23 protein-coding genes are annotated in these 24,709 nt (G+C 37.6%); 5 read left to right on the top strand and 18 right to left on the bottom strand.

Annotated elements, in window-relative coordinates:
* Positions 1–92: 92 nt before the first annotated feature.
* Entirely contained in the window at positions 93–998 is a 906-nt protein-coding gene (locus tag H0185_RS04110) for an NAD(P)-dependent oxidoreductase (protein ID WP_221871454.1), read from the bottom strand.
* Positions 995–1,783 carry a hydroxypyruvate isomerase family protein gene (locus H0185_RS04105; RefSeq protein ID WP_221871452.1) on the bottom strand — a complete coding sequence of 263 codons (789 nt, stop codon included), beginning with the start codon at positions 1,781–1,783 and terminating at the stop codon, positions 995–997. Before H0185_RS04105 ends, H0185_RS04110 begins: the two co-directional genes overlap by 4 nt.
* Before the next feature lie 386 nt (positions 1,784–2,169).
* On the opposite strand from H0185_RS04105, the gene H0185_RS04100 reads away from it, so the two are divergent.
* Complete coding sequence (locus tag H0185_RS04100; protein ID WP_221871450.1) at positions 2,170–2,628, top strand: NUDIX hydrolase; 459 nt, start codon at positions 2,170–2,172, stop codon at positions 2,626–2,628.
* Between the two features lie 171 nt (positions 2,629–2,799).
* On the opposite strand, the gene H0185_RS04095 is transcribed toward H0185_RS04100, so the two are convergent.
* The 4 genes from H0185_RS04095 to H0185_RS04075 form a co-directional block, all read right to left on the bottom strand.
* Complete coding sequence (locus H0185_RS04095) at positions 2,800–3,621, bottom strand: DUF368 domain-containing protein (RefSeq protein WP_221871448.1); 822 nt, start codon at positions 3,619–3,621, stop codon at positions 2,800–2,802.
* Positions 3,622–3,976: 355 nt separating this feature from the next.
* On the bottom strand, positions 3,977–4,432 hold the full coding sequence (locus H0185_RS04090) for a redoxin domain-containing protein (protein ID WP_281427575.1): 456 nt from the start codon (positions 4,430–4,432) through the stop codon (positions 3,977–3,979).
* Positions 4,433–4,564: 132 nt separating this feature from the next.
* Entirely contained in the window at positions 4,565–5,185 is a 621-nt protein-coding gene (locus tag H0185_RS04080) for a histidine phosphatase family protein (RefSeq protein ID WP_221871443.1), read from the bottom strand.
* Positions 5,186–5,428: 243 nt separating this feature from the next.
* Positions 5,429–5,785 carry a cupredoxin domain-containing protein gene (locus tag H0185_RS04075; RefSeq protein ID WP_221871441.1) on the bottom strand — a complete coding sequence of 119 codons (357 nt, stop codon included), beginning with the start codon at positions 5,783–5,785 and terminating at the stop codon, positions 5,429–5,431.
* A gap of 360 nt (positions 5,786–6,145) precedes the next feature.
* Here H0185_RS04075 and H0185_RS04070 point away from each other — a divergent pair, with 360 nt between their 5' ends.
* Positions 6,146–6,493: a LapA family protein gene (locus H0185_RS04070; RefSeq protein ID WP_221871439.1), complete on the top strand. Its 348-nt coding sequence runs from the start codon at positions 6,146–6,148 to the stop codon at positions 6,491–6,493.
* 94 nt (positions 6,494–6,587) lie between these two features.
* Here the strand turns inward: H0185_RS04070 and H0185_RS04065 are convergent, their stop codons facing one another.
* From H0185_RS04065 to H0185_RS04045, 5 genes are all read right to left on the bottom strand, one after another.
* Positions 6,588–7,589, bottom strand: coding sequence for an LLM class flavin-dependent oxidoreductase (locus H0185_RS04065; RefSeq protein ID WP_221871437.1), 1,002 nt, complete (start codon positions 7,587–7,589; stop codon positions 6,588–6,590).
* 236 nt (positions 7,590–7,825) lie between these two features.
* The gene (locus H0185_RS04060) at positions 7,826–9,379 is read right to left on the bottom strand and encodes a DUF4145 domain-containing protein (protein ID WP_246628994.1); all 1,554 of its coding nucleotides are present in this window, start codon (positions 9,377–9,379) and stop codon (positions 7,826–7,828) included.
* A gap of 91 nt (positions 9,380–9,470) precedes the next feature.
* A complete protein-coding gene (locus tag H0185_RS04055; protein WP_221871435.1) occupies positions 9,471–10,613 on the bottom strand; it encodes a GerAB/ArcD/ProY family transporter in 1,143 nt (380 codons plus the stop codon).
* A gap of 34 nt (positions 10,614–10,647) precedes the next feature.
* Positions 10,648–11,856 (bottom strand): Ger(x)C family spore germination protein, encoded by a 1,209-nt coding sequence (locus H0185_RS04050; RefSeq protein WP_221871433.1) that lies wholly within the window; start codon positions 11,854–11,856, stop codon positions 10,648–10,650.
* Complete coding sequence (locus tag H0185_RS04045; RefSeq protein ID WP_221871431.1) at positions 11,853–13,487, bottom strand: spore germination protein; 1,635 nt, start codon at positions 13,485–13,487, stop codon at positions 11,853–11,855. The genes H0185_RS04050 and H0185_RS04045 overlap by 4 nt, the downstream gene beginning before the upstream one ends.
* 122 nt (positions 13,488–13,609) lie before the next feature.
* Between H0185_RS04045 and H0185_RS04040 the strand changes: the two genes are divergently transcribed.
* Complete coding sequence (locus tag H0185_RS04040; RefSeq protein ID WP_485020620.1) at positions 13,610–13,843, top strand: YczF family membrane protein; 234 nt, start codon at positions 13,610–13,612, stop codon at positions 13,841–13,843.
* Positions 13,844–13,895: 52 nt separating this feature from the next.
* Here H0185_RS04040 and ltaS read toward each other — a convergent pair whose 3' ends face one another.
* The 4 genes from ltaS to H0185_RS04020 all read right to left on the bottom strand — a co-directional run bounded on the left by ltaS (position 13,896) and on the right by H0185_RS04020 (position 19,447).
* Entirely contained in the window at positions 13,896–15,833 is a 1,938-nt protein-coding gene (gene ltaS, locus H0185_RS04035) for a lipoteichoic acid synthase (protein ID WP_221871427.1), read from the bottom strand.
* Between the two features lie 546 nt (positions 15,834–16,379).
* Positions 16,380–18,050 carry a ribonuclease J gene (locus H0185_RS04030; RefSeq protein ID WP_221871425.1) on the bottom strand — a complete coding sequence of 557 codons (1,671 nt, stop codon included), beginning with the start codon at positions 18,048–18,050 and terminating at the stop codon, positions 16,380–16,382.
* Between the two features lie 270 nt (positions 18,051–18,320).
* On the bottom strand, positions 18,321–18,713 hold the full coding sequence (locus H0185_RS04025) for a globin domain-containing protein (protein ID WP_221871423.1): 393 nt from the start codon (positions 18,711–18,713) through the stop codon (positions 18,321–18,323).
* Positions 18,714–18,898: 185 nt separating this feature from the next.
* Positions 18,899–19,447, bottom strand: coding sequence for a DJ-1/PfpI family protein (locus H0185_RS04020; protein WP_221871421.1), 549 nt, complete (start codon positions 19,445–19,447; stop codon positions 18,899–18,901).
* A gap of 542 nt (positions 19,448–19,989) precedes the next feature.
* Here H0185_RS04020 and H0185_RS04015 point away from each other — a divergent pair.
* Together H0185_RS04015 and H0185_RS04010 are read left to right on the top strand one after the other, a co-directional pair.
* On the top strand, positions 19,990–20,325 hold the full coding sequence (locus tag H0185_RS04015) for a hypothetical protein (protein WP_221871419.1): 336 nt from the start codon (positions 19,990–19,992) through the stop codon (positions 20,323–20,325).
* Positions 20,326–20,657: 332 nt separating this feature from the next.
* Positions 20,658–21,290 carry a YesL family protein gene (locus tag H0185_RS04010; protein WP_221871417.1) on the top strand — a complete coding sequence of 211 codons (633 nt, stop codon included), beginning with the start codon at positions 20,658–20,660 and terminating at the stop codon, positions 21,288–21,290.
* A gap of 90 nt (positions 21,291–21,380) precedes the next feature.
* Here H0185_RS04010 and H0185_RS04005 read toward each other — a convergent pair whose 3' ends face one another.
* The 3 genes from H0185_RS04005 to H0185_RS03995 all read right to left on the bottom strand — a co-directional run bounded on the left by H0185_RS04005 (position 21,381) and on the right by H0185_RS03995 (position 24,563).
* Positions 21,381–22,277, bottom strand: a complete 897-nt coding sequence (locus tag H0185_RS04005; RefSeq protein WP_221871415.1) for a carbohydrate ABC transporter permease — start codon at positions 22,275–22,277, stop codon at positions 21,381–21,383.
* 16 nt (positions 22,278–22,293) lie between these two features.
* Positions 22,294–23,175, bottom strand: a complete 882-nt coding sequence (locus H0185_RS04000) for a carbohydrate ABC transporter permease (protein ID WP_221871413.1) — start codon at positions 23,173–23,175, stop codon at positions 22,294–22,296.
* A 65-nt stretch (positions 23,176–23,240) separates the two neighbouring features.
* Positions 23,241–24,563, bottom strand: a complete 1,323-nt coding sequence (locus H0185_RS03995; RefSeq protein WP_221871411.1) for an extracellular solute-binding protein — start codon at positions 24,561–24,563, stop codon at positions 23,241–23,243.
* Positions 24,564–24,709: the final 146 nt, after the last annotated feature.

Here is a 24,709-nt window from a genome sequence, read left to right as displayed (position 1 = left end):
ATGTACATACTACCCATGAACATTAAGGACAATAGGATGTGCCTAATAGACTAAATGGGGTGTAAAAAACCGCTCGTAATGAGCGGTTTATTTTATAAGGTATCTTTGTTTATTTTCTTCACAACAACATCGCTTGCATTTTCTATTGGTAAAATTACAGCTGACATATCTAAGTCTTGTAACCCATTTTCTTCCGCTTGTTGGAAAGCCCGTTGTGCGAGTTGCCCTGTAATCTCCTTCATACCAGCTTCCTCAAATAACTGATTGGCTAACCGAACATCTTTATGAACATATTTAATTGCTCCACCTGGTTCAAATTGACGATCAAGCACATATTCATCCATATGCCTCCGCAGTATTTTGCTGTCACCATAGCTGACTTTTAACAAATTAAAAAGTTGCTCTGAATCTAGTCCATATGCTGCACCCGCCACCATGGCCTCGGATGCGGCAAGTGAGTGTACAGCAACGAGATACTGATTGATGAGCTTGGCAATGCTTCCAGAACCAGCTGGACCTAAAAATTCTACTTTCCCACCAATCACTTTAAGAATAGGTAACACCTTCTCAAATACAAGTTTCTCTCCTCCAACCATAATCGTTAAGGACCCGTTTTCTACCCCTTCAGGTCCACCACTTACAGGTGAGTCGAGATAGCTGATTCCTTTTTTCGTCGCGATTTCGAAAATAGATTTGCTTGTATCTGCCCCAACGGTTGTAAAATCAAGGCAAATCGTGCCGTGGCGGGCATTTTCAACAATCCCATTGGGGCCACAATAAACCTCTACTACGTCGGTTGGCATCGATAAACAAGTACATAATAGATCACATACCTTTGCGAGCTCAGGAATGGAACCTACATAATCAGCACCCATTTCTTGCAGTGGTCTTGCTTTCTCCTTTGACCGTGTATAAACATATACCTCATAGTTCTGGTCGAGTAAACGTTTTACCATGCGCGATCCCATTACACCTGTGCCGATAAAACCGATTTTCATCTCATACTCCCTCCTCTGTCTTTCATTTTTATCCACTCAAAACTATCCTCGCTTTTGGTTAATGGCAGATATTCTAAACCAATATCTCCCTGATAGCACTCTCCTAAATGATCCAATATAGTTCGATAATTGATTTCTCCTGTCCCAGGTTCATGCCGTCCTGGTACATCGGCTATTTGTACATGAGCAATACTGTCTTTATGTTTTTTAAACAATGATAGTGGGTCCCCGTGTATTCTTTGAATATGGTAAAAGTCAAATTGCAGTTTAACATTTGCGAGATTAATCTCATGGAGAATCTCAACTGCAAGTTGAAGATCATTTAAAAAATAGCCTGGAATGTCAAAGGAATTTATTGGTTCGATTAATAGAGTGATTCCGTGCTTTCCTAGTTGAGTAGCAGCATAGTGAATGTTTGTCATGAACGTTTTACGTGCTAATTCAGACTCAACCATATGTACGATTCCGGCCATACAATGAACTTTAGTAACATTTAAAGCTTTTGCATATTGAATAGCAGCATCAACAGACTGATGAAACTCCTCTAGTCTTCTTGGATCCGCTGCAAGTCCACGATCCCCCTTCTCCCAATCTCCAGGAGGTAAATTATGTAAGACCATCTTCAAGTGATTCTGTTCTAACTCTTTTAAAATCTCATCCTTTGAATATTCATACGGAAATTGGCATTCCACAATAGAAAACCCACATTCACGCGCTTTCTTAAAGCGTTCCATGAAAGGAACTTCAGTAAATATTGTAGAAAGATTGACAGCAAACTGATTCATTTGTACCTCCTACTGAAAAAAGAATTACGGCTAAGATAAGATTCGACTAAAAAGGAGGTTTTCCTTTTAATTTAATGATTAAAATCAATTAGCTAGGATTTGCTCCCTATATAGATTGCAATACCATACTAATATGTTGGCTGCTCTCGTTGCTCTGACAGCTTATCAACATATCCCCTACTTTCCTACATTCTCAAACACCTGATATGCGTGACTGTATCAACCACAATGAGCATTGTATCTACAATTGCCAACTGACATAGGTTTGTCCATATTTTTTACAAATAGCTCTGTTGTTCCACCCCCATATTTTAGACACGTATTCATTGAAACATGGTACGATTAAACTTGTATGCTTATTGTAGAAGAGGGATAGGAGGAGAAAGATGGATGCTGTTTTTAAGGTAGACACTGGTGTATTTAATTTTCGAGTGGCTGGGGTGATGATTGAAAATAATCATGTACTTCTTCACAAACAAATGAACGATGATCATTGGGCGCTTCCTGGAGGCAGAGTGAAAGTGCTTGAGGAATCAGCTTCTGGGGTGAAGAGAGAACTCATGGAAGAGCTCGGGGTCGCTGTTGAGATAGTATATCTACTGTGGGTGACAGAAAACTTTTTTACATATAATGAGGCTAAATTCCATGAAATAGGATTCTATTACCTTGTTTCATCTGAAAAAATAATGAATCATGATGAAGCCTTCTCTTGCCTTGAAGGGGATGGTCTTCTTTATCAATGGATCCCTATAGATCAGCTTGATGAAATCACTCTCTATCCTGAGTTTTTAAAGACTTCTTTAAAAGAGCTTCCTCCTAGTACTCAACATATCATCATCAAGTAACTTAGCTACAAACCAGGTTTGAGGTAGAAGGATATTTTCAATATTAAAAAAAGGGTGCACCGACGTTTGTCAGTGCACACCCCTTTACTATGGCTCTATTCTCAAAACTGTGTTTCTTTTATAGACCAATTTCTGACCTTTATGCTTGCAAACGTAGAGTTTTGCATAAAACTAGCCTTCATTTTCTCCAGCTTTACCAAGAAGAAAAGCAAGGAAAAATCCAATGACAAAGCACAGGAAACTGATGACCAACAGAAGGATATCCTCAGGCCAGCCTGGATAGATCACAAATATGGAGCCAGCAACAAAACCGACTATAATTGCATAAGTTGCAACACGATAATGCTGAAATACATATTGGATTAGCTTACTTGTTAATAAGAGACCAATCACAATTCCAAGTCCCACAACAATGATGATCGGAAGGTTCAAGGTTTTTATTGACTCAATCACGGTTTCATAAGCCCCTAAAAGAAGCAGCACCAAAGAGCCACTAATGCCCGGCAGTATCATTGCCGAACTAGCTAACCATCCTGCCAAAAAGAGAAAGATGTAATCATACCATGAAAGTGAACCCATCACCGCTCCTTGGTCCTGACCTACTAATCCAGTCAACGCAACAGCTACCGCTGCTAAGGCGAGAAGCAGGTAATGACCAACTTTAAATGTTTGCTTATATTCCGCCTCCCGTAACAATAGCGGAATAACCGCAAAGACTAGTCCAAGAAAAAAGAAGAAGGTAGGCACAGGAAATACTTCAAGTAGCCAACTGATTAGATGACTTAAAGTTAGAATTGAAATTCCCATTCCTAATCCTACTGGAATCAAGAATATAACATGTTTTTTCCAGTCCTTTGTTGTCAGACCGTTAATTGCTGCAATTAATCTTTCATAAATTCCTACTAATAAGGCGACAGTTCCTCCACTTACACCTGGAACAACGTCACTAGCCCCCATCATCATCCCTTTAAAGAGATTCTTCCATTCAAACACACTTTCATTCCTTTCTGTTTACCCTTTAACGATAGTAAATTTTCAATGTATTTTTTGTTATATGACCGACTTTTGTATTTTACCATAATTTGCAGCAAACTAGATATATATTAAACATGAAAGATAATCTAAAAACAAAACAGTTTATAACTGTTCTACCGCTTTTATGTATTCTTCATATGCTCTTTTTCTCTTTTAAAAAGGACCACATCTTTTCGACAGGTTGATGTAACTGACGTTCAAGTCTAGCGGTATATCCTGTTTCAACTTTTGTTCATTTAGTCATGACATTTCCCCTTATGTAACTCAAATTACCATAAAAAAATTCCACAACTATGTGGAATTTTCATTTACACTAGTTTAACTTTTCTAGCTCCTGAAACACTGCTTCGTAGTCTTCTTTTTTATCTGCTTTAAATGAGGTGTTTATGTATGTGATGATTCCTTCCCTGTTCACCACAAATACAGAGCGAATCGCAGTACCGCCTTTTTCATTATAAACAAGGTACTTGGTTATTGCTTCTTTATGCCAATCTGACAAAAGCGGATAAGGAAGTGTCCCCATACTCGCCTCAAAAACCCGATGCGAATGAATGTGATCTGCACTAATCGCTAGCACATCAGCATCCAAATTGTCAAAGCGTTTGTAATCCTCTTTCCAAGAGGCAATTTCTTTAATTCAGCCTGGTGTAAAATCCATCCCATAAAAGGCAACGACAATATTTAATTTCCCACGATAATCAGCCAAAGTAATCTGTTCTTGTTTCGTCGCTGGTAAGGAAAAGTCAGGGGCGTGGTCGCCAATCTTCAAAAAATTTTCCAAGATGAACCCTCCTCTAGATAGAATAAGAAATGAATTCCTTTTTGGTATTCTCCCCTAAACTTCCTTTTAGTAGCCCATGAATGAAAAAATACATCAGCCCGAAGCTAAACGAATGCATTATTACACATTGGGAACAAAGATTTTCTCATACTGATAATCGCCATCAACCTCATTCACTTTAATAACCGACGCATTCTCAATCGGTTTAAACCCTGCTAAATCGTCTACTGGCCAGTTCATGAGAAATGCAAGTAACATCTGGATAAAAGCAGCGTGTGTAACAATAATTATGTTTTCATAGCGTTGTTGTTTTTTCGCTCGATCGACAACGGTATTCATAAACATGGTTGCCCTCAAATATACATCCGCCAATGACTCCCCATTTTGATAACGAAAATAAAACTGACCTGCAGCTTTAAATTCTTTCTTCGCTTGGGGGCTACGGTCCGTAAAATCATACAGATTCCCTAGTTCCCATTCTCTAATTAGAGGACTTTCATAAAAGGGAACCTGCCCTGGTAATTGGGAGTAGATCGCCTTCGCCGTTTGTTTTGTCCTTAAATAGGGGGAGGTATATAAAACGGTGCTTTCATTCACCATGGTTTTCATAAACTCTCCGGTTTTCTCTACTTGCCTCTGGCCAAGTGGGGTCAAACGATGATTAGAATCATGGGTGTGTGCCATAACAGTCCGATCTACATTGTGTTCAGACTCCCCATGCCGGATTACGTAAATATTCAATTTTTCCTCCACTCCTTATTTAATATAGAATGTAAATAACAAATAACTAATGGACACCTAAATACCAGTGTCAAATCTATTTCTATGCTCTTCCTTTTCTATACTTTAACAAGGATTTATCTATTGGTAAAGTAATTATATTAATATTCTGAATAAACACACAGGTAACTTGACCACTTATTCAATCACAAAAAAGAGACACCAAGAATCCTGGTGTCTACTTCGCTTTTACATATTTGTGGCTCATTCTACGACAATCTTTGCTGTCATCTCTTCATGTCCTGTACCACATTGGATATTACATTTTACTGTATACTCTCCTGGTTCAAGGGTAGCTGTTGCAGAACCTTCCCCATCAATTTTTACATCAGTTCCTTCAATCTCAATTCCGTGATAGCCTTCTGAGTTTTTTAGATTGAACGTTATCTTCCCGGCAGGTACAGTGTATGTTTCCTTATCAAATTCCCAGTTTTTCGCATTCAAGTCCAAAGTACTTTCGGTCCCGCCATTACTTTCACTTCCGCTAGTTTCCTGTCCGCCACAAGCTCCAAGTGCTAAAATGGCTACGATAATGAATGACGACAATAAAAACTTTTTCATATTATACCACTCCCTTTTATCATAATTAGAGAACTACTTTCTTCAGTTCCTTTCTAATTTTGATTTATATCTATATTTTAAAAATTAATTGTCTACTACGTAGTGAGAAATATCACTGTTTGACACTTTTTCGTAACAAACTATATCTCGCTATGGTCATGATTATGTAGAAATGATGGATTTTAAGTCGGAATATGTTTGTTTCAATCCTATTGTGGAAATATAAAGGAGAAATATTACTATGTAGTTTTATGAATGAAGTTACTTAGATAGAAAGAATTCTTTAGAATGATCCTTTAGGGAGTTTGAATCTAAGGAATACTTTCATTAGATTATTGAAGAGAAACGGAGGAGAGCTACTTGAAAGTACAATGGAATTTAATATTAGCGTTAATCTTTGCGCTAATTGTAGCAGTATTTGCTGTTGTAAACGTGGAATCCGTAAAAGTGGATTACGTATTTGGCACTGCTTATCTGCCACTTATCTTAATTGTCCTTGGTTCTGCTTTATTAGGCGGACTAATCGTAGGCTCCATTGGCCTTTTCCGAAATTTTATGTTGCAGCGTAAAGTGAAGCAACTTTCCAAAGAGAAGATTCACCTTGAAGAAAAAATTGAGGAATTAGAACAAAAATCCAGTTTATCAGAGAAGAATGAAGCGTTATCACAGAATAATGCCAACTCACAAGACCAACCCGAATCAAGTTAATTGAATGAATTTTATAGAATACAAAAAGGGAAGCCATAAACTCAATGGCTTCCCTTTCTATATTAAAACTTAAAGGATGCATATCACCATCCACTTACCTTCCATCAACAATATCTTTAAGGATTTGATAAGATTGTTTTTGCTTGTCTTGATCGTATATATACGACACAGCCATGAGTTCATCAACATTGTAATTTTCTTGGAATCCGATTAATTGTTCAGTGACCGTTTCTTTGCTTCCCATTAAGGTGACACTTGACATTGAAGTTGCCATTTCTTTTTCCATTGGGTTCCAAACTGAATCCATATTTTCAACAGGTGGTTGGAGGAACATTTGCGAACCACGGACAACATTAAGGAAAAACTGTTGCATCGTAGTGGATTGTAATTTAGCTTCTTGATCACTCTCTGCCGCAATTACATTCAAGCAGACAATCATATACGGTTGATCCAAGTACGCTGAAGGCTTAAATCGGCTCCGATAAATCGAAATCGCTTGATCCATATATTTAGGCGCAAAATGAGAAGCAAACACATATGGCAAGCCCAGGCTAGCTGCTAAATACGCAGAATCAGTAGAAGAACCAAGGATATAAAGTGGAACATTTGTACCAACTCCAGGATATGCTTTGACATAATCCTGCTGATCTTCTGTCCCAAAATAGGTGAGTAATGATTGAACATCATCTGGAAAAGTATAAACTGAATCATTCTGAGATCGTCTCAATGCACTGGCTGTCATCATATCTGTTCCAGGTGCACGGCCAAGACCAAGGTCCAACCGGTTCGGGTAAATCGTTGCCATTGTCCCAAACTGTTCAGCAACAACTAGCGGTGAGTGATTTGGAAGCATCACTCCTCCCGAACCAACACGAATGGATTCAGTGTGTTCTAAAGTATGTTTAATTAAAATGGAGGTCGCCGAACTTACCAATGTTGGAGTGTTATGATGTTCTGCTATCCAATATCGTTTATACCCCATTTTTTCCGTAGCCTGTGCAAGGTCCACCATTGCATCGATTGCATCTTTCGGACCTTGGCCTTCGCGGATAGGAGCTAAATTTAAAACAGAAACAGGTATCTGAATATTTGCCAATGAAAAAAGTCCTTTCTATATAAAGTCATGTACTATCATAACAATTGCTATAAGCGAAACAAACTTTAATGCTTAACCATGGAAAAGAGGCTGGTAAAATTTTCACTCCAGCCTCCCCTTGTGGTGACAAACGTTACTTATATTCCAAAGATATTTAAAATATATTTTACAAAACTTCCCAAGTGTGAGCAAAGTCTGTTTTTTTTTTATCTTATTTTTCCGGTTCGAACGAAGAATCATTCAGACAGTTCATCTAACAACGGAATGCTCACTTGCACTCCGAGCATGCCGAAGATTTTTCTTAGTGTCTCTAAGCCTGAGCGAGGATTGATTTTGGTTTCAAGATAATAGATATCTCCAGTTAAACTAGATTTATAGGTATGCATTTGTGCAAAACTACGGTTATTTTTATGGACTGGATTTAAAGCGATTGCATAACGGTTTCCGTTATCCGTTGAACCAAGAATAATTCCCTCTTTCACGAATTCGTGGAGATGTAGATTTTGAGCTTCAATCCACGTTAACGCCTCTTTCCAGATGGCAGGGACACTCTCACCACGGATGACCGTAATCCCGTCGTTATGCTTTACATTTAAAAAGAGAGATTCCCACTTTTTATTTGCCCTATGGGTTTCTTGAGTTATCTCCTCTCGATTGCTAATTACTTGAGTTGTTTCAACCTTGTTCTTTAATTGCTCAAAGAGCTTTTCTACAGTTCCTACGCCTACATTTTCATACTTTGCAAGAACCACCAATTCTTTCGGAAGTTGCCCTACAACTTCAACTTGATTAGCGTTCAATTGACGTAGCAGACTAGGGATACCGGTAAATTCTTTTGAAGTGAGTGGAACCTTAGAGAGTTCTTCCGTTACAATGATGTGCTTGTCTTTATAGAAGAAAAACAATTCTCCGGGGGTGTTAATAGTAAGCTGTCTACGCGCTTTTTCCTCTTCAATGAACGTTTTCAACTCTTTAAAAAAGATCTCTGTATTTTTTTCACTATACCTTTTGACAAATTTATGCAGACCCTCTAAATTCTTAGGCAACTCACTCATAATTCGCGCTTGCTGCTCAGCTCCTAACCGAATCAAGTAGGTTTCGGATTTATCAAATCGCTGAGGTAAGAGGAAAGTATCGCGCAAAAAATAAGGAACATCAAGCATTTGACCTCGAAAACTCAGCGTACGAACCGAAGTAAACCCTGGGATTTCCTTTGTTTCAATCATAGACAGTGCCTCCACCGTCACTGCAACCTCTTCGAATTCTTGTGTCCCGCTAGTCTGTTGAAGGGGGACTTTTAATAATTCCTCGAGTGACTTTAGTCTTACTTCAAGCTCTCCCATATCATATCCGTGTTCCATTTGTGGAGCTGGATCTTGATAATCAGGAACAATCACTTCAACTGGCCCATATACTTCAACATACCACTTGACAATCTCATACAAAGCTTCCCAAGATAACAGTGCTTCTGAATAGCGGAACCTCCTAGCATCGTGAGCTGCCTGGTTGCCAATCCTTCTTACTTTATGAAATGCATCACGAATATCGGGTATTAAATATCCTTTTTCATTTAACCAATCCAGCCGCTCTTTTAAGCTTGTTCGAGGTTCATCAGGCAATTGTTCCTTCATGATCACCTGTTCTAAAATATTTTCAATAAAGACACGAGAATGTGTTAACATCGTCCTTGGACTTGTAAAAATACTATTTTCTAATTCTTTTGCTAACAGAGCAAGTTCTTTCGAAATGGGTTCTAAAAAACTATAAAAGAATGATGACTCTCTATCCATTTATTTTTCCTCCGATTATGATATAAAGTCATTTTATCATAATTCCCTTGGTCGCCGGAAAATGAGTAAAAAAATGAACAGCTAGTTACAACTATCCTTTTTGGCTCATACTCGCATTTTTAGCTCCATTTTGTGACTTCCGTTTCCTACCCCAATTTTTAAAATATGCGATCCCCAACAGAATGACCGGGATAACCACCAAGAAGAATGGGTGCAAAAACCTCGTCGTTACAATAAGTCCTTCCTTTATGTGTTCTGAGTAGCTATTTGCAATCGTAATTGACATAAAAAGGATGGCAAGCCCCATGGGATAAACCAGTTTGGATGGTTCCTTGATTTTAAATAATATGGTTGTCGCTGATACAGCCGCATAAAAGTATAGACTTACTTTAAAAAAGATTCCAATGACCATCGAAACCATAAAAAAGACATCCAGACGTTCTAGAAATTCAGCAATTTGAATGCTTTGAACTGTCGATAATAATGGAAACTGTGAACGTGACGCTAAATCAATCCCAAGTACACTAATATTAATTGCCATAACCAAAGCTAAATTAATTCCGCTTAACAGAATTCCGCAAACCCCAGCAATTTTTATCTTTTTACTATCTTTTAAGTATGGAAAGATCATCGCAAACACTATTGCCTCCCCAAAAGGGACATATAAGGTTTGGCTGGCAACTACTTTTAAGACTAATCCCCACCCATCCTCCAAAAAAGGTTTTAATTGTTTAAGATCAAAAAGACCTGAAAAAATCAATAATAAAAATCCGGTGATTGCTAGGAGGTATAAAAGGATAAAAAAAAGCTCTCCTGTTCTGGCTAATACCTCAATCCCCTTTTGGATGGCATAAATAATCACCAAAATTAATAAGGTATTGACGATGAACAAAGGGGTATTTACATAAGCATAAGTAAGCAGCATTTCGCCAAAATCACGAAGTACCCTAGCTGCACTATAGGCAAAGAAAAGGATATAGCAAAAGGATAGAATTTTCCCTAGGATTTTCCCAACAAGCTTTTCTATATATTCTGTTAGAACGAGCTTTGGGTAAAAACGATATAACCGATAATATACAAAAAACAAAAGAATCCCACCTACCATCCCAAGAAGGATGGCAAGCCAGGCATCTCGTTTTGCTTCAATTGCAATTGGTACTAAAACCGCACTACCAAGTTCAAACAATAATATTAGGACAAAGAGCTGATAAGCACCAATTTTTGCCTTTTCCATATTTCTTCAACATCCTTCTTGAGCAATCATCTTCCTATTGCAACTCATTCGCATTGTTTCGTAAGCCGGTTCGGCGAATATACGCGTCTACCTTCACATCTACAGCTAGTTCAGGAAAATGTACATCATGCCACCCCTCCTTCAGCTTCTCCCAGTCTTTTGGGTATGATTGGTGAAATGCTTCACCAAATCCAAAGATATCTGTCTTATTCTTTTTTGCCTCCTCTACAGCTAATAAAAGTTCATCTTTTATTGTTTTTTCTATTTCTTTTTCCATTTTCAAGAGTACAAGTGGGTCCATTAAATCGGCTGGCATCCTTAACTCCATAATATTGCCTTCTGCTTTGACTTCAATCGTAATATGTGGTTTCCCCTTTTTTATCTTCGGAATACTATTGGTTTGTTCACGAATAATTTGATATACAACAGCATCCTCTTTATCCATCCAACTGAAACTAATTCCTGTATTTTTTACCTTATGGAGAATCCATCCAGTCCCTCTAGCTGTTTTGCCTTCGAACCAATTGATTAGTTTTCCTTCTTTAAAAATTCCAAGGCCAGTTGCGCCTATAGTTGTCTCTGGGTCACTATCTTGAATGTTTTCTAGCTTTTTTCCTTGTTCCGGTGAACCTGATACAGAAAACCCTGTAATAACCGTTGATTTACCTGTAGTGGTTAAATCTTTTATGGCATTTTGTAGATTTATGGTAAAAAACTCGCCCCATTGCTCTTCAGTAAACTTTAAATTTTTTATGATTTTATTAGCGGGAATCTTATCAACTGGGGTCATGACTTTCAATAAATCTGAAGCTTTTGCACCCTGTGCAATAATAATGACAGCTGTCATCCGAAATTCCGGGTTGCGTTCAAAAGCATCTAGGATGTTATCAATTCCTTCTTTTCTAGCTAGCTCTTCTCCTATTACTAGAAGATTTGTGTGAGCATAATAACGTCTTCTTGGTAATTTTGTTGATGCTACTTGATTAACTTCAATGATATTGCTCCCCGTTGCCGTATAAACAGTAACAGGGGGGCCTTTACTCCCTCCCCCCCCCTGCAAACCTCCTGCAACATTTGAAGGATTGATGACCTGTAGGGTGGACACATACTCCCCTTTGTCGTTAAGGTCTAGGCCCATAGCGGAGATAATCGCTAAATCTGTCAGCTCTTTTTTGCTCCAGCAGCCAGAAAGGAGCACACATAAAATAAGGTGTAGAGTAAGAATGAGATAGTTACGTTTCATTCTTGATCCTCCTGTGGATGACGGGGAACCATTCCACGGCTTTTATTAGGCCTCGGATGCTGGTTCTTCCCCATTCGCGTTTGATTTTGTTTGTTTGCAATGAGCGATGGCCTCTTCTTCAATGCCCACATAGGTGTCCGAACGACGGAATCCCCAAGGCCAGAAGGAACTAGAGGGGCCAACGGTGCAAAATAAGGGACGCCAAATGAGCGAAGACTTGTCAAATGAATCGCCAAAACTAAAATGCCTAATATAATTCCATAAAAACCAAATGTAGCCGCCACAACCATGAACAGAAAACGAATAATTCTGGCTGAAATCGCAACCGCGAATGAAGGTGTAGCAAAGTTTGCAATCGCTGTAATTGCTACGATAATGACCATGGCCGGTGACACAATCCCCGCTTGAACGGCTGCTTGACCAATTACAAGTGCCCCCACAATTGAAATGGCAGATCCAACGGCTCTAGGCATTCGAACTCCTGCCTCTCTAAGAATTTCAAAAGCAACTTCCATAATCAGGGCTTCGACAAATGCCGGAAAAGGTACAGTTTCACGTTGAGCCGCAATCGCAATCAATAATTGGGTTGGGATCATTTCTTGATGGAATGTCGTACCTGCTATATAACTTGCTGGAGCAATAATTGAAATAAAAAAAATTAAAATTCGCAAAAAACGCAACGAAGTGGCAAGGTATGCGCGACTATAGTAATCCTCAACCGATTGAAAGAATTGAATAAACACAGTTGGTGCAATTAAAGCAAAGGGTGTTCCATTAACCATGATAGAAACACGACCTTCTAGTAAATTCCCTGCAACGATGTCTGGCCTTTCTGTATAATAAAAGGTCGGAAACGTTGTAAAGCTTTCATCTTCAATCAATTGTTCAATGTACCCGGATTCAAGGATACTGTCTATTTCTATTCGTTTTAAACGACTACGAACTTCATTAACGATGTCTTCTTTGGCAATCCCCTTAATGTAAACTAAGGAAACGTCTGTTTTGGTTACTGTTCCAATCTTCATTGTCTCCACCCAAAGATTTGGGTTTTGTATCCTTCGGCGTACCAATGAAATATTAGTCCCTATTGACTCCGTGAACCCATCTCTTGGACCCCGAACCGTTACCTGGCTTCCTGGCTCCTCGATTGACCTTTGTTCACCACCCCTTGTACTTGCACTCAGGGCTTTGGAACATCCATCAACTAATACGATGGTTTCACCCGACATTAATGATTGAAAAACTCCGTCCCAATCAAGATGAATTTTGACATCTCCCAAAGCGACAATTTCTTCTTTTAATATATCAAAGGGATCTTTTTCTGGAGATTTTCGGTGTAACTCGCGATTCATTATAATAGACTGAATTAAAAATTCATTGATAGATTGACTATTAGAGATTCCTTCTACATAGACAACCGCTGTTTTTATTCCGAGTTTTTCATCGAAGGATGCTTTACGTACTACGACATCTGCACTGTTACCTGTTTTTCTTTTGATAAAAGACAATTGATCTTCCAATAAAGGATAAATAGGTTCCGTTAATTCATCCACCTTCATTGGATCTTCTTTTTGTTTTTTTACTTTTGACCTTAATTTTTTGCGTTGGCTAAGTTTAAAAAATGAAGGCATGTTGATTCAGGACCTTTCCGTTTTTTACAATTTTTCCTAAACCATACCTAAATATTCCTCCTAAACCACATATGTCTGAATATCCTTTTTAAAATAGGGGTAACATAGGGTAGGTGATTGAAATGAAAATATGGGGCAGTACCTTACTAATTTTAGTGTTTCTAATTGGACTTTCTTTTGGGATTGACCTTTTAATAGGGTTTGACCTGAGAACATCCCTACGAAATGCTTTTACTCCATTAGCTGTTATGGAACCTGTAGAATTTGTCATATTTTTTTCGCTCATCATTATATATATTGGGAAGTCTATGTTCGAGTATATTCTAATGAAGAAACAAAAGAAGAAACAAGCTTAACATCCGTTGAGTACGAAAAAAGTGAGTACCTACGCAGGTACTCACTTTTTTGCTATTGCTGTTCTTCATCTTGGTAGTTGTAACTTTCTCTATCAACAGGTTCGAAACCCTTAGGGGTGTAAAAACGGAGCAAGTCTCCGTTCACAACTTTATCAGAAAGGTCTAGTTTCCGTTTCACCATATCCTGATATTTTTTCGCTTCTTCTATTTGATCTTCAGCTATGAATTCTCCTGTTGTAGTATCATAGAACTTTCCATCTGCTAGCGTATACTTTGAACTAACAAAATCTCCGTTACGGAAAGGAATAACATCATCATGTTGTTCTGATAATAAATCTGTTCCAAAATGAACGTATTTTTTGGTATCCATTCCGAGAAGATGCAGAAGTGTAGGAAGTAGATCAATTTGGCCACTATATTCATGAATGACCTTGCCCTTGATGCCAGGTACATGGATAAGCAACGGGGTACGCTGCAATCCAGCACTTTCAAAAGCTGTTATTTCTTTCCCAATTACCTGCTCCATCGCCTTATTATGATTATTAGATATTCCGTAATGGTCCCCGTACATTATGATAATGCTATTCTCATATAAGCCTGATTCCTTCAAATAATCAAAGAATTGCTCTAACGCCTCATCTGCATATCGAGCTGTTTGAAAATAATTATCGACTGTTTTATTCCCTGTAGTGTGAGGTGCAATGGTTGCTTCTTCTTCAGGTAATTTGAATGGGTAATGGTGTGTAACTGTTATTAATTTTGCATAGAACGGCTGAGGCAAGGATTCCAAGTAAGGAATGGACTGCTCAAAGAATGGTTTATCCATCAATCCGTATTCTGCCATATCTACTTCATTCATATCATAAAAACTAGAATCAAAAAAATGATCATATCCCATTGATTTATAGATTTCGTCACGGTTCCAAAAGGTCCCGTTGTTCCCATGGAACACAGCAGAAGTATATCCTTGTTGCCCTAGGATTGCTGGTGCACTCTGGTACGTATTTAACCCTTTTGTTGTAAAAGCAGACCCTTGAGCCAACCCATATAATGAATTTGAGATCATAAATTCAGCATCCGAAGTTTTTCCTTGTGCCGTTTGATGGAAGAAGTTATCAAAATACAGCATATTCTCCTCTCTAGTTAAGGAGTTTAAGAAAGGAGTTACTTCTTCCCCATGAAGTTCATAATCAATCAAAAAGTTTTGAATTGATTCCATATGAACATAAATCACATTCATGTCTTTTCCAACACCAAAATATTCTGGGTTTGGGGTAGCTTGATTAGACTTTGTATAGTTAATAACCTCTGTAATATCATCACTTTTTGCCAATACCCTTTGAGCGGATGCTTTGGTACTTTGGACCGTATCATAAATGGTGTAGTTGTACATTCCTAAATATTTAACAATGTAATTTCGATCAAATCCTCTTGTTAATAGCTCAGGGCGGTCTACTTCGGCAATAGCAAGATTAAGCGAAGAAATCCCTAATCCCAACAAAAAGACGCTAGCAACTTTCTTTCGTGTTAGGTTTATAGCCTCTAATCGAATTTTTTTAGAAGCAAGGAGACCCATTAGCAAAAACCAATCCACAAAAAACAAGAGGTCATACGGTTTTAAGAGCGTAGCAATACTGCTACTAACATCTCCAAAATTTTGTGTCTGCGTTAACGTAGGAAGCGTGATAAAATCGTTAAAAAAACGATAATATAACACATTTGCATATAGAAGAACTGACATTAAAAAGTACAGAACCATTAACCATTTATACTTTTTCTTCTCTTTAAAGAAAAACGCAAATCCTAAGAATAATACACTTGATCCTAATGGATTGAAAAACAACAAAAATTGCTGAATTGAATTTTCAATTCCTAAATGAAACTGAGAAATCTGGACGATGTAAGTTTTCATCCATAATAGAAAAACAGCAATAAAGAAAAACCCTAAAAAACTATTTAACAACCTGTCTTTCGCAAACCATTCCTTCATAAATACCCTTCTTTCTTCCACCATTCTTACTAGCAAGGTGAGCAATCTACTCCACTTACACTTACCGTAAAAATACTTACTGCTTCAAAAATGCCCTAAAGCATATACAAATCATATGTATACAATTACACGAAAAAAGCTTGAACTAAACTTAGTAACAAAAAATTACAAAGTCTATCAATCTTGTACTATATATTAGACGTTTTAATATACAAAAAGTTTCTTTTTCTCGAAAACTTATTCATTGTTAAAAAGAATACCATTTCCAGCAAACAAAACCAACTATAAAAAATAATTGCACGCCTTTTAGCCCATTTTAAAAACCTAAACAACAGTCCACAGTACCCATCAGTTTTAAGGTATTTGACCAAAAGTGAATAAATACCAACTTTGAAAATTAATTAAACTCAACCCCTAATTCCTTCGTAAGGATTAAAGTGTAATGGAGCCCTTAAATAAAGCGGATATCACAACTAAAGTAACCATTTAAACAAAGAAAAAACTCTACCACATTAGACAGAGTTTTTTCTAGCTTGTTTTATTCCATTACACTTCAATGATAATCGGCAAAATCATCGGCTTTCGCTTCGTCTGTGCAAATAAATATTGGCCTACTGATTTCTTAATTTGTTGTTTAATACTTCCCCAATCATTTTTGTTTCGTCCAGATTGTTCGTTAACGGTTTTGCTTACTAATCTATTCACGTCTTTTAATAATTCTTCATTATTGCGAGCATAAACAAATCCGCGTGTGATGGTATCAGGTTCTGAGACAAGCTTTCCATCTCTTTTTCCCATTGATAAAATAATCACCAACATACCGTCCTCGGATAGTTGCTTTCGGTCTCGTAATACAACATCGCCGACATCTCCAACACCAATGCCATCTACATAAATATTCCCCACTTGAACACTGCGAGTTTGCCTAGCAGTTGAATTCTCAATATCAACAACATCGCCATTATTTAAAATAAATGAATGTCCTGGTTCCACTCCGACAGATTCAGCAAGCATCCGGTGATGATGAAGCATCCTTAGTTCTCCGTGAATAGGGATAAAGTAAGTCGGTTTCATTAAGGTGAGCATTAATTTTAAATCTTCCTGATACCCGTGTCCAGATACATGCATTCCCGTTGTGCTTCCAGAACCATAGATTACTTTTGCGCCTAATGCATATAAATTATCAACAATTTTTGTTACGTTTTTTTCATTTCCCGGTATAGGACCAGCTGCAAAGATGACTGTATCCCCCGGATAAACTTCAACTCCACGGAAATTCCCGGTGGATAGACGTGCCAGTGCTGCGTTCGGCTCCCCTTGACTTCCTGTGCAAAGGATGACCACTTTTTCTGGAGGCAAGTCTTCAATTTGGTCAGGTTCAATGAGCATTCCTTCAGGCATATCTAAATACCCTCGTTCCATCGCAACCTCAACGACATTGACCATGCTTCTTCCAAGTAAAGCAAGTTTACGATTAGTAGTGATAGCACCTTCAACCACTTGTTGAACACGATTAATATTTGAAGCAAAAGTGCTAATAATCACCTTTCCTCGAGCCTTCATAAATGCTTCTGTAATATGTTCCCCAACCATTTGTTCTGATGGTGTAAAGCCTGGTCGTTCAGCATTTGTACTTTCGGAAATGAGAAGCAACACTCCTTCACTACCGATTTTCGCCATTTTATGGAGGTCTGCGTACTGTTTGTTGACAGGTGTTAAATCGAATTTAAAATCACCGGTATGTACAACGGTCCCCTCTGGAGTGTGAAATACAATCCCTAAACAATCTGGAATACTGTGATTCACCTTAAAGAAGTTTACTTTCATTTTATCGAAACTTAAGCTTGAATTGGAATCAATTTCGTTTAGTTCCGTTTCTCTTAAGAGTTTGTGTTCCTTAAGTTTTAATTCAATCAACCCAAGGGTAAAGCGAGTTGCGTAGACAGGGACATTTAGCTTCTTTAAAAAGAATGGAATCGCACCAATATGGTCTTCATGCCCATGTGTCAAAATTAGCGCCTTTATTTTTTCCCGGTTCTCTTGTAAATAACTAACATCTGGGATAATTAAATCAATTCCAAGGAGACTTTCATCAGGAAACTTATTCCCACAATCAATAATGACAATGTCATCCCCATATTGGATAGCGTACATATTTTTCCCGACTTCATTCAACCCACCTAAGGCAAAAAACGATAAGGTATATTTTGTACTCACATTGAAGTCCTCCTACTCTTTATACTGATGTTATTATGCACGTTTGTTATTTTCTTTATGAGAGAAGGGTGAATACCTTATATGATTTTACCAAGCAGCTCTTTTACTACCTTGAGTCTGACGAAGGGGTACTTAAAAATTTTTCTTATTCGAATAGATTCTTTAACAAAAAAGACAAAAGACCAATCGTCCACTTGGAAAGATTGGCTTACTTCTAGTTGTTTGTTGTAAATAACACTTTTATTTGTACCATTGTGATTAGTGATTCTCTTAGTTTTCATCCAGACTATTAACCATTATTTTAGCTACTTGTGTTAAACGATCATAAAACGCTTCCCCAGCTGGTGTGTCAGATAAACCAATTTCATCAAAGGCGCCCCTCATACAATTTAACCAACGTTCTGCTCTTTTCGGTGTGATTTCAAACGGAAGATGGCGTTGTCGCATTGCTGGTGGCCCAAACTCTTCGCTATACAAAGGTGGTCCTCCCAGAAATTGAGATAAAAACATTCTTTGCTTACGTTGAATTTCTTTCATATCTCCTTCAAACAACGGCTTAAGCTCTTCGTCTTCATATACACGTGGATAAAAAGCATGCACTAATTTATCTATTGTCTCCTGTCCACCAATTTCGGAAAATAAAGAAGTAAATTTATAATCCAAAAGTCCACATCCTTTTCACTTTTCTTCTTATTATAATTGAGGAACAAATGAAGTACTCTCTTAAATAGAAAAAACATTATCTTTTAAGAAAGTTGTACTCATCAATAATAAAATTCCTCCAACCAATTTTGGCTGGAGGATGAATCTATATCGCTTATGTTGAATAACACAACAAGTAAACAACTTTAGGCTAATATCTTAATAAATTCTTTCATAAACCCTGGTAAATCTGGCCATGCGTGTCCGGATACAAGGTTTCCTTGCACATGAAGAGGTTCATTAATATAAGTCGCACCTGCAGCTTCTACATCCGGCTTGCAAGCAATATAAGCTGTCAGCTCTCGTCCCTTTAAATATTGATGAACGGTTGATAATACTAGTGTTGCGTGACAAATAGCTCCTACCGGTTTATTAGCTTCAAAAAAATGAGCAACTATTTTCGGGACATGCTCGTCTAATCGAATATATTCTGGTGCTCTACCACCTGGAATAATTAATCCGTCGTATTCCTCGGGATTAACCTCATCAAATGAAAGCTGTGCCTCGATCATGTAGCCTTTACTTTCCGTATAGGTATCCCACCCAACGAAATCGTGAACAACAGTTTGAAGCTTCTTTTTTGATGGGGCGGCAATTTGGACATCATAGCCTTCCTCGATGCACCTAAAATATGGATAATAGATTTCAAGTGCCTCAACCGCATCCCCCGCTAATAGTAACACTTTTTTTGCCATCACCTATTCCTCCTCAAACATTTAGAATATTTCCTTTAGTATATATTCAGGGCTTTTCCGCTTGTTTCCTGTAATACCTTGAATTGTTAACAAAATCTTCAAATTTTCCCCTAATCTCCATAGCAACCCTATTAACTTTAAATGTCGTTCTGATTTTGATTTTTGACCTTCGTAAACTGTATGTAACGTTAGAAATGTAAAACAGTTTTTGAATGTGAGGAAAAAGTCTTGACAAATCATCCAAGGAAACTATTTTCGAGGGGAGAATGTCCTGGAATAAATTCCTTCAAGCTTTATAGAAGGACTATGATCGAACTCCCGTGATAAGAAACAACTACACCTTTAGTCATGATATAGGAATTTTTCAAACATTAACAGTAGTTATCAAGTTGTTTAAACCGTCTGTAATGTAGACGAATCGACATGATTTTCAAAAAAGCTTGTTTATACTTGGCTATAGTTTTTAATGGAAGGGAGATGTTAAAACGTCTAGTTGCATTTGATTTTGGAGCCTTGAATAAATCACAATTGGAGGAATGACCATGATAGCAAAAAAACTTTGGAAATTGGTGTTTGTATTCGTTACCTTTATGGTAATTGCCGCTTGTGGCAATACTCAAGACATAGAAGGCGATATGTCTCCTCAGGAAGAACCCGTTAATGGCAATATAAACCAAGAGGAACCAAATAGTGAAGTGGAAACCGAAGGATCTTTTGAAGGTGAAACAAATACCGAAGATCCCGCGTCCAGTGAAGGAGAAGATGAGTCATTGGAAACTGAAATGAAACCCGAGGAAAATGATAATAGTGAACTTGACGCAGAGATTGACTCAGGACTTGAAACAGAAAATAGCCTATCCGATGAGGAAATAAAATAAAAAACACTTAGTAGAATCCGTTCATTGGTTACAAACTAACCAATGAACGGTTTTATAGCTTGCTTTTAGAATCCCTCTACCAAATTTGCCACGACCATCATATACTAACGGAACACTCTCATTTCGCATCACCGATTATCTTAATCATCCTCAAAAAGTGCACCGTGTTAAGTTAATCTCCTATTCTCTCTTTTTTCACTTTCCTAGCCCCCTCCACATCTATCGAAAAAACATAAATTACTATATAATAAAAGTAGTTATCTGTTTGAATTTCACCTGATAAGAAAACCCTTACAACCTCGTGTTGACCACTTTGTTTAGAGGAGGAAAAAATGAATCGATTTTCAATCAATGGGCTATTTGCTGTAACAGAATGGATTACAAAATTTGCCTATATCAACTTATTATGGCTAGGTTTTTCTATAGCAGGTCTTGGTATCTTTGGTTTTTTCCCGTCAACCATTTCTATGTTTACCGTGATTCGTAAATGGCTCATCGGAGAAACAGATGTCCCAGTGTTTTCTACTTTTTGGAAAACTTTTAAAAAGGAATTCCGAAAAAGCAATATACTAGGTATGATTATCCTTGTTGTTACTGGCTTACTTTTTCTTGATTTAGTTTTCATGAAAAACAATGGTAGCAGTTTTACAAGTATCATCCATATTCCTTTATACTTGTTTATTTTCACCTGTGTTATGACGTTGCTTTATCTATTCCCAGTTTATGTTCATTATGATGTTAAGTTTTTTGAAATGATTAAAAACTCCTTTCTAATCATGCTGATTAACCCTCTTTCAAATCTTGTCATGATCAGCGGAATTGTTGCCGTATACTTTATCGTAATAACCATACCTGGCATTGGATTTTTCTTTGGTGGTAGTATTACCTCTATGATTATAATGGCAACATGCTATGCAGCTTTTACTAAAATTGAACAAAAAAAGCAAATCACTGAAACGACATAAAAAAATAAGGCAGATAGGAAAGTTCCTCTGAATTAGCGGAACCTTCTTATCTGCCTTAATTATTAAATTCCAGTTTTTTACCTCGTAGTATCAGCCCTTAATTGAACCTGAAGAAATACCTTCAACGATTTTGTCGCTTAATAATAAGAATGCAATTAATATTGGAACGATACTAATGACAAGTGTTGCTCCGATTGCACCCCAGTCAGTTAAATACTGCCCAACAAAGTTGTTGATTCCAACGGTCAATGTTTTCCATTTGTCAGAACTAATAAATGTATTAACAAACACAAATTCATTCCAGTTGTAAATCATATTGATAATGACAGTTGTTGATAAAACTGGCACGGTCATTGGTAGCGTCACTTGGAAAAAGATTCGGTGAATTGAACAACCGTCCATCACTGCAGCCTCTTCAATTTCCCTTGGGAGCGTTTTATAAAACCCTAACAAAATCATAATCGTTAGCGGTAAATTAAATGCCGTATAAGACAAGATGATTGAAATTGGATTATCGATTAAATTTAAGTTGTTATAAAAATTAAACAATGGAATCAACGTTGAATGTAACGGAATCATATAACCTACCATGAATAATCCAAGCACAAGTCCACTCAGTTTCCATTGCATTCTAGTTATTGCAAACGTAACAAAGCTTGCAATAATTACCGTAAGAAAAACCGCTAACAAAGTCATCCATACACTATTGAAAAAATAGAGGCCGATGTTTCCCTGCGTCCATGCTTTCGTATAATTCCCCCATTGTGGGTCCTTTGGTAAGGCGAACGGTGACACTCCAAAAACCTCTGAATTGGTTTTTAATGAGAAAATAACCAACCATATCAACGGATAAATCTGTACGATTGCGAAAATCCCTAATATTGCATAAAGAAGACTATAACCAATCTTGTTCCAATAAGATTTCTTTGGTTCTTTGGGAATAGAAAGGTTCGGTGTAATTTGTTTTTCAGTCGCAAGCTGACTCATCTTGTTTCACTCCCCCTTAATATTGAACTTCGTCATTTTCAGATTTGGTCAATCTCGAAGTCAACCATGTCATACCAAGACAAATGACAAGTAAACCAAAGCCAATCGCACTGGCATAACCAAAATTATTCAGTTTAAACGCTTCCTTGTACATATAAGAAGCCATTACTTCACTTGCCCCATTTGGTCCGCCACCTGTCATGACGTAGATTAAATCAAAATATTTGAGCGATCCCACAATTGCAAGCATAATCGTTACCTTAAATACCCCAGAGATAAGTGGTAATTTTATTTTAAAGGCTATTTGCAACGGACTTGCACCATCAATTCTTGCTGCCTCAACAACCTCTTCAGGTACATTTTTTAACGCTGCATAATAAATCAGAATATAAAATCCAGCATATTGCCAAACAATTGGAATAAAGATCGCATATAAAGCGATATCTGGATCTGCTAACCAGATCGGTGTATTTTCTACCCCAAAAAACTCTAGTATTCGGTTCGCCATCCCGTTTGACGGATCAAAAATTTTCAGCCAAAGTTGAGCAATCGCAACAGATGACAATAACATCGGAATCAAATAGATTTTTCTTAGAAGATCCGAACCTTTGATTTTACTAGCTAACACAAGTGAAATCGCTAGATAAATAAGCAAGCTCAGTGTTGAAAAAAGACCTAATAAGAAAGAATGACCGGCGCTAGTCCAGAACTTCCCATCTTGCATCAACTTTATGTAGTTTTCTAAACCTATGAAGGTCATATCACCTATTCCGTCCCATTTCATCAACCCGTAATAGCCTGTCATTGCAATAGGGATGTAAATAAGTACGAGAATAAGGAGTAAAGCTGGAAGCGTATATAGAGTAATGACAAATTTATTAGACATTACGTTTCTCATGGTTTGCCCCTACCTTTCTATGAAGAAGAGGACATATTAGCCATATGCCCTCTTTTTTTCTTTTCTTATTCTTCGGAAGCAAGTGCTTCTTCTTGTGTTTTAGCGAACTCTTTAGGGCTCACTTCTCCACCAAACAATGCCTGAATCATGTTCAAGTGAACATCAGCAACACCTGCTGACATCTGAACATCCGCATATAATGTAATGTTCGAAGCACTATTTAAGTCATCAAGAATGTCGATGTACAATTGTGCAAGATCAGCACCAGATGTATCAACCTTAGTTGCAGGAATAACACCAGCTTCTGTTACAGAACGCTTACCCCATTCTTCAACTAAGTAAGAAACAAAATCTTTTGCTACATCTTTCACTTTAGAATCTTCAGATACAAACAGTCCAACACCAGGGCCACCTACAAAACTATCGATATCCCCTTTTCCACCTTCATAGGTAGGGAACTTAAAGTAACCAATTTTGTCTTTGAACTCTTGTGGAACATCTGGGCTTGTTGTGTAGTTTGGTAATTCCCAAGTACCCATGATATACATTCCAGCTTGTTCATTCATAAAGTGACCTTTTGCTTCATCATTAGATAACCCGTTATAACCTTTAACAAAAGCACCCATGTCTACAAGCTTTTCTAATTCCTCAGCTGCTTTGACTAGAGCAGGATCTTCAAAGCTACCTGTGCGACTTATAGCGTTGTTTAGTGATTCCGGTCCACCAATTCGGTCTGCAAGATACATATACCACATAGAACCAGTCCAACGGTCTTTGTTCCCTACTGTTGCTGGGGTAACCCCATTATCAGCTAATGTTTTCACTACATTTAAAAATTCATCATATGTTGTTGGTACCTCTAATTTATATTTTGCGAAGATTTCCTTATTGTAGTAGACTGGCGCAATGTTCAATTCCAGAGGTAAACCATACGTTTTATTATCAAGTGCGAATGCTTCAACTGTACCTGGTACAAATTGATCTTTTAGACCGCTTTCAAGGATGTCATCTAAAGGAGCAAACATATTGCCCTCGACGAAAGGTTCCATATATCCCGCAGCCCAAGTAATCCCTACATCTGGAAGCTCATTAGAAGCTGAAAGAACTTTAATTTTTTCTTTGTACTGCTCATTTGCTAAGATTTCAGTTTGAATGTCTACGTCGGGATGCTCGGTCTCGTATGTCTTAATGATATCATCCACAATTGTAAACTGAGCCTTTGAACTTCCTTCTGGCCATAGGTGCATCATTTTTACAACTGTTTTATCACCACCACTTGATGATGATTCACCTTCTTTTTCGGACGAACTTGATGACGAACATCCTGCTAATACTAGACTGCCTGCTAAAGCAAGTGACATCGCCACGGAAAACGCTTTCTTTTTCATCAGTTTGAAACCCCCTTCTATCTATTTATTTAGTAATCGCTTACAAGTTAAATTCTATCACTCTAGAACTCAACTAAAAAGACAACAACCGTTAGGAAAAATACCACTTTTTTTAGGTTTGTGAATAAATCGCTCTTCCCTATACG

Source organism: Mesobacillus maritimus (assembly GCF_019749255.1).
GTDB classification, from domain to species: Bacteria; Bacillota; Bacilli; order Bacillales; family Cytobacillaceae; genus Mesobacillus_B; species Mesobacillus_B maritimus_A.
This window is presented reverse-complemented; position numbering and strand designations above follow the sequence as displayed.